Genomic DNA, 6,715 nt, shown 5'->3' with positions numbered 1-6,715 from the left:
GTTTGTTCTAACTTTTTTTGAGTGTTTTCTACATAAACAGGAAGGAGCTCTTTTTGAGAGGAAATGATGGTTTGTGCTTGTAAAACTGCATCTTCACAATAACGTTTATTTAAGGAATACACATGTTGTAATTTCTTGATCAATTCTTTATCGTGATGTCCTTCTGTTAAACGATTAAAACTATAACGTTTAGCACTTTCAAATGTACGAATCAAATCAAGAAGTTGTTCCCTTTGTTCTCCTGTGATGGTTTTTATTATCTTTTATAAATTTTTTTGAAACTGTCGAAACCTCCTCTACATACTGTATGTACATATTGTACCAAGCGCAATAAAAGGTGCAAAGGGGAGTGGTTCGTTATATGTCATGCGTTTAAGAATAATAAAAATGATAAGAAAACAAAGACCAAATAAGGATGAGAAAAAAAGTGACAACAGTATCATTTTTGTTCCAACGACAAACCCAAGTAAAGTAAATAATTTCACATCCCCTCCTCCAATTCCGTTTGGATAAATAGCTTGAATGATATATAAGAGCATAAACATAACCATTGCTGCTAACAATCCATCCCACCATAGCGAGGGCTGTATAAAAAAACGTTCTATTAGAAATAGTCCTGTAAAAAAGCATAAAATTCGATTTGGAATTACCATATAAAGAAGATCTGTAATGGAAACAATGAAAAGAAGTGATAGCAGCGTCCACACGATAATGAGCTGCTCGTTGAAACCAACAGAAACTGCCGCAAGAAGAAACAATATTCCTGCAATGCCTTCAAATAAAGGATGCAAATATGAGATTTTTATATTACAATGCGTGCACCTTCCTTTTTGGATACAAAATGATAAAATAGGGATCAACTCTTTGAGTTGTAATACGTGGGAACAATGAGAACAATATGAGCGTGGTTTTATAATGGAATATCCGAGTGGAATACGATAAGCAACAACGTGATAGAATGAACCTAATATCAAACCAGTGAAAAAAGCATATACATAAAATAGCATTTCATCCTCCCCTTTCGCGCCTAGTATAACAGGAAAAGGTAACACATTGTATTTTCAAAAATGTATCTTTCTTCATAAAAAAACAGGCCCTTATTAGGCCTGTCCTTCCATTTTATACAACAAAATAAAATGCTTTTAATGGTCCATGCACACCAACAACTAGGTTCATTTCAATGTCAGCAGAGTTACTTGGCCCTGTAATAAAATTAATACAAGAAGCTGGTGCCTCTCCATTTTCTACACGTTTATTCAAATCACATACCGCTTGTGTGATACGGGGCACGATTGTTTCACGTGGAATAATCGCTACATAAATAGTCGGTAAAAAGTGTAAGGAACGTCCTCTTCCTTTATGACTTTGCACAACAATTGTACCTGATTCCGCTAATGTATAATCACTAAACGAAATTCCGATATTTGCTTTTTCCGCTAACTTCATGTTTTCTTCTTTCTTTGCTGGATCCCAAGTATTTACTTCTACGCTTTCACCTGGAAGTTCCGTTTCAAACAATTGTCCAAGTCCATACTCTTCAAAACGATCATCTTGAGATAACATAATTGGGCCGCCGCCGTTTTCAGTGATAACACTCTTAATTGCAGCACTTAATTCATTTCGATTCGTTTCAACAACAGTCGTATGAATGTTGTTACATTGCTTTTTAAATACTTCTAATAATTCCTCTTGTGAGTAATCATTTAACGTTTCTACATTTATATTATTTTTCCATTTAGGACGCTGTACCCCTTCTGTTTTGCGTTCACGTCCAAGCTGTTTTGCGATATTTTCTAAAAATGAATCGCGGTTTTGAATCGTTCCTGCCATTAGTTATTCCCGCCTTTCTTATGCTCTTTATACCAATCGCGGAATCTTTCTTTGCTTGGCGCTGGGAACTCGCGAATTTCCGTCCAATTTTTCAGCGGTCCCACACCTTTAGAAACGCGGTTTCCGGATGTGAATGGGCTCATTGCAGCTGGCGCCATTTTCGATCCCATTTTGTATAAAGCAGCTGACGAAGCACCCATACTAAACATCTTCATCGCAAGCTTTTCTGCAAGTGGTGCACGTCCTTCTTTTTCCACAATTACTTGGCGGTGTTTTAATAACAAGTCATGTAATGGAATTTTTACTGGACAAGCTTCTGTACATGCTCCGCATAAACTAGATGCATATGGAAGTTCTTTATAATCATCGTATCCACCTAGAAGCGGTGTTAATACTGCACCAATTGGTCCAGGATAAATGGATCCGTAAGAGTGACCACCAACATGACGATATACAGGACATACATTGATACATGCTGCACAGCGAATACATTGCAGCACTTCACGGAACTCAGAACCTAAAATTTCAGAACGGCCATTATCGACAACAACTAAATGAAACTCTTCCGGTCCATCTACTTCATCTTCTTGAATTGGTCCTGCTACGGTTATATAACTTGTTAGTTTTTGACCAACAGCGCTGCGACATAGTAAACCAACAAGAACATCAAGCTCTTCCATCGTTGGAACCATACGTTCCATACCCATTACCGCAATTTGTGTTTTCGGAATAGACATAACAAGGTCTGCGTTTCCTTCATTTGTTACTAAACAAAGAGAACCTGTGTTAGCAACTGCAAAGTTACATCCTGTTACTCCGATTTCTGCATCCATAAATTTTTCACGAAGAATTTTACGAACAAATTTCGTCATTTCATATGGATCATCCGATTTTTCATATCCTAATTTTTCTTTAAATACATCACGAATTTGCGTTCTATTTTTATGTAGTGCTGGCGCAACAATATGAGATGGCGGATCATTATCTACTTGTAAAATATACTCTCCTAAGTCACTCTCAACGACTTCACAGCCAATTTCTTGAAGAACATGGTTCATACCAATCTCTTCTGTTACCATTGATTTTGATTTCACAACTTTTTTCGCTTGTTTCTTTTCAGCTACTTGTTTAATATATTCAGCTGCTTCTTCTTTCGTTTTCGCAAAGAAAACATGACCGCCTCGCTTTGATACATTTTCGCTTAGTTGCATTAAATAATAATCTAAGTTTTCTAGCGTATGCTGACGGATTTGTTCACCAAGATCTCGCCATTCTTCCCAGTTACCTAACTCTTCAGCTGCTTCTAAACGTTTTGTATATAAACGCGTTTGTGCAGATGATACTGCCCCGCGCATAAACGAATCTTGAAGATTTTCACCAACACGATCATTAAATTTTTTATCACTTGTTTTCATAGACATAGCTTACTTCCCCCTTCATCAGCGGCTATTCAATACTTCAGCAATATGCATTACTTTTACATTTTTTCCCAAACGCTCTATACGCCCGCCAATGTTTAACAAACACCCACAATCTGCTCCAATTAAATAATCAGCACCTGTTTCCATGACACTATCAACTTTTTCATCTACCATCTGTTCAGAAATTGGCGTCATTTTTACCGAGAACGTTCCGCCAAAACCACAACAATTTTGTACATTTGGTAGTTCTCTCACTTCTAAGCCCTTCACATTTGATAATAAAATACCTGGAGCTTCTTTTACTCCTAGTATACGCGTCATGTGACAAGATTTATGGACCGTTGCTACACCATCCAAACGAGCACCAACGTCAGTAACTTTTAGCACATCAACAATAAATTGTGTCAATTCATATGTTTTTTCAGCTACTTTTTGCGCACGCGGTGCCCATTCTGGATCATCTTTAAATACATGTGGATACTCGTGAAACATTGTCGCACAAGAACCAGAAGGTGTAACGATATACTCAGCATTTTCAAATGTGCTAATCATATGCTTCATTGCTTCTTTTGCCGCCTCTACATGGCCACTATTGTAAGCAGGTTGCCCACAACAAACTTGCGCTTCCGGAAATTCAATTTCACAACCTAATCGCTCTAAAATTTCAACCGTCGCTTTGCCGACATTTGTTTCAAACATATCGACTAAGCATGTAACAAACAATGTAACTTTCATATTATAGTTCCCCCTCATTTCAACTCAGCCAACATTCATATGGTCATCAGATGATTTGTTAAAAAAGAAAGAAGTAAGACATGAACTGCTCTTATTCCCCCTTTAGAAAACGCTTTCTTACACTTTCTCTATTTTATCAAATAAAGTTTTGAAAGCATAAAATTACGAATTTGTTTCTTCAATACCTGTGACCATACATTCTACATTCGTTAGGTGATCTTGCATTGCTTGTTGCGCTGCTGCAACATCATTCTCTAACACTGCTTCATAAATTTTTCGATGCTCTTCTAGAAGTCGTTCTGCTGTTGTTTGTTCACCATATAAAATAATTCGTCTTGTTTCACCGATTGCTTCAGCAATCATTTCAGAAACATGGTTCATCAATTCTAACAAAATATTGTTATGTGAAGCTTCCGCAATTGCCATATGGAAATGAAAATCTGCTTTTTCACCAGCTTGCTCATCTCCAGCCCCTTTTTGCATCTCATCTAACCAACGCTGCATATTTTGTAAATTTCCTTCTGTGCGTTTTACTGCTGCTGCACCAACCGCTCCTACTTCCAGCACTTTTCGCACTTCCAATAAATTCACAATATCTTCTTGTTTCATTAGCAACGTTGTATTTAGTGAGGATGTTAATGAAGAGGCATTAAAATTCTTCACATACGTACCTTCACCTTGCTTCATCTCAATTAAGCCCATTGCCCGCAATGCGCTTAACGCTTCACGCACAGCAGATCTACCAACTTGAAACTGCTCTGCCAATTGATGAACAGGAAGAAGTTTGTCACCAGGCTTTAATGTACCATTTTTAATCATTCCTAAAATGGCTTCCGATACTTCTTCGTAAATTTTTTTTGGTTTAATAGATTTGTATTCCAGTTGTATCACCCCAGTATCATCCAAACAACAATGACAACAATTTATTCCGCGCTAACGGACAGTAAAGCTCTCACCTTAAGATTCTGAGAAGTAAAAAAAGATAGGCAAGAGATACCTAAAGTTTCACTTTATACAGAAAATAGCATCCCTATCTATTTTAGAACTAAACGCACAGAAGTACAAACATTTTGTTCATAAAATAGACAAAAAAAAGTTATCTCACTACTTCAAGAAAAGAAAAACCATATCTCTTCATTATGATTCTGAAGAAATATATAAATACAAGTTGACTTTTTAACATCTAAGTCGCTGCTATGCAGAACAAAATATGGCCGCTACTTGCTTTCTACCTTTGTTTTAAACTTTGCACGTGGCAGGAAAAGGCCCTGACCGCTTCTATGCATGGCCAGTTGCTCTCGCCCATCTAAAAAAAGGGTTTTTATGTTAGTTTTTCAATTTGCATCTATATAACCGGTAGATAAATCAAAATCGTCGTTCCTTTTCCTTCTTCACTTTCAATTTGCCACGTTCCATCGTGAATGTGCACAATTTGTTTTACAATCGCAAGTCCAAGCCCCGTTCCACCGTTGTGACGACTTCTCGCTTTATCTACTCGGTAAAAACGTTCTCCTAACTTTTCGAGATGTTCAGCGCCAATGCCAATCCCAGTATCTTTCATTTGCAATTTACATTGCCCTGCTTGTTGTTCTAATTGAACATGTATCGTCCCATTCTCACTTGTGTAGCGAATCGCATTATCTATGATATTATGAAGTACTTGTTGCATCCTATCTTCATCAATGTTAACAATGACATCTGGATCAAGAGTTGTCTGCAATATAATTTGTTTTTCCGTCACTTGTAATTCATATGTCTCCAGTACATCTTCAATTAACTGCGCAAATACAATCGGCTGTTTTTTAAGAGGGAAACGTTCTCCTTCAAGCTGCGCTAAATCTAATAAATCATGAACAAGACGTTGCATGCGTCCTGCTTCTTTATGAACAAGCCCGGTAAATTTTAGCTGTTGCTCTCCTTTTGCTACGCCGTCAATAATGGCTTCGCTATATCCTTTAATATAACTAAGGGGAGTTCGCAGTTCATGTGACACATTTGCTAAAAATTCTTTTCGCTGCACATCCTCTTCTTCTAGTGAACTTGCCATCTTATTAAATGCTTTACCAAGCCGACCAATTTCATCCTCTGATGAAATTGTAATTCGCTGTGAAAAATCTCCTTTTGCCATATGATTCGCAACCTGCTCCATTTGTGAAAGCGGCTTTGTAATGGCAATGACAATCTTTCGGCCAATCCATACAGTTAACACAATCATGACAAGAGCAAGAGGTGCTAAAATAAGTCCCATTTCATAAATTAAATCTTTAATGCTCTTTAAAGGAATATAAGAATATACAATACCGACCAGTTTTTTATTATCTAGTACGGGAATAACAACACCCATAATGTTACGCTGAAAATGCTCTTCATATCCCATCTTTGTAATCGTCTTTCCTTCTAACAATGATTGCCGATCATCCTCGCTAATAATTGAATTGTAATGAACATCAAATGGAAGACATGCACTTAAATCGCGCGGATTATTCACAAACAATACATCAGCACTCGCAATTTTATCGAATAATTTTACTCTTTCCTCAAATACACCTATAGGTTCATCTGCTCTATATTGCGCTACAAGACGGTTTCCCTCTGCTTTTAATGTGTCTTCAATATTTTGGACATATAATTTTTCATACGAATATAATGAAACAAAATATAAAAACGAAACTGTTATACAAACCGCGCACGCAATAGTAAGCCATAACTTTTGTACCATCGTAAACATC

6 protein-coding genes and 1 pseudogene are annotated in these 6,715 nt (G+C 37.0%); all 7 read right to left on the bottom strand.

Translation table 11 applies throughout. From position 1 onward, the window contains the following. A pseudogene (locus H280_RS0114205) lies at window positions 1–215 on the bottom strand (hypothetical protein); the annotation flags it as partial. A gap of 81 nt (window positions 216–296) precedes the next feature. Further along, a complete protein-coding gene (locus H280_RS0114200) occupies window positions 297–1,007 on the bottom strand; it encodes an A24 family peptidase (protein ID WP_020061800.1) in 711 nt (236 codons plus the stop codon). Between the two features lie 112 nt (window positions 1,008–1,119). Continuing rightward, complete coding sequence (locus tag H280_RS0114195; protein ID WP_020061799.1) at window positions 1,120–1,830, bottom strand: LutC/YkgG family protein; 711 nt, start codon at window positions 1,828–1,830, stop codon at window positions 1,120–1,122. Beyond that, a complete protein-coding gene (locus H280_RS0114190) occupies window positions 1,830–3,251 on the bottom strand; it encodes a LutB/LldF family L-lactate oxidation iron-sulfur protein (RefSeq protein WP_020061798.1) in 1,422 nt (473 codons plus the stop codon). Before H280_RS0114190 ends, H280_RS0114195 begins: the two co-directional genes overlap by 1 nt. An 18-nt stretch (window positions 3,252–3,269) precedes the next feature. Next, on the bottom strand, window positions 3,270–3,986 hold the full coding sequence (locus H280_RS0114185) for a (Fe-S)-binding protein (protein WP_020061797.1): 717 nt from the start codon (window positions 3,984–3,986) through the stop codon (window positions 3,270–3,272). A 162-nt stretch (window positions 3,987–4,148) separates the two neighbouring features. Continuing rightward, window positions 4,149–4,838 carry a FadR/GntR family transcriptional regulator gene (locus tag H280_RS0114180; protein WP_269208754.1) on the bottom strand — a complete coding sequence of 230 codons (690 nt, stop codon included), beginning with the start codon at window positions 4,836–4,838 and terminating at the stop codon, window positions 4,149–4,151. Between the two features lie 493 nt (window positions 4,839–5,331). Then, window positions 5,332–6,714 carry a sensor histidine kinase gene (locus tag H280_RS0114175; protein ID WP_020061795.1) on the bottom strand — a complete coding sequence of 461 codons (1,383 nt, stop codon included), beginning with the start codon at window positions 6,712–6,714 and terminating at the stop codon, window positions 5,332–5,334. Window position 6,715 lies beyond the last annotated feature (1 nt).

Source organism: Bacillus sp. 123MFChir2, assembly GCF_000383235.1.
GTDB lineage: Bacteria > Bacillota > Bacilli > Bacillales > Bacillaceae_G > Bacillus_A.
The sequence above is the reverse complement of the archived record's forward strand: the minus strand, read 5'-3'. Positions and strand labels throughout refer to the sequence as shown.

Bases quoted from the DNA above. Each gene is read 5' to 3' on its own strand.
- H280_RS0114185 (WP_020061797.1), bottom strand. From the start codon at position 3,986: ATGAAAGTTACATTGTTTGTTACATGCTTAGTCGATATGTTTGAAACA.
- H280_RS0114195 (WP_020061799.1), bottom strand. From the start codon at position 1,830: ATGGCAGGAACGATTCAAAACCGCGATTCATTTTTAGAAAATATCGCA.
- H280_RS0114200 (WP_020061800.1), bottom strand. From the start codon at position 1,007: ATGCTATTTTATGTATATGCTTTTTTCACTGGTTTGATATTAGGTTCA.
- H280_RS0114175 (WP_020061795.1), bottom strand. From the start codon at position 6,714: ATGTTTACGATGGTACAAAAGTTATGGCTTACTATTGCGTGCGCGGTT.
- H280_RS0114190 (WP_020061798.1), bottom strand. From the start codon at position 3,251: ATGTCTATGAAAACAAGTGATAAAAAATTTAATGATCGTGTTGGTGAA.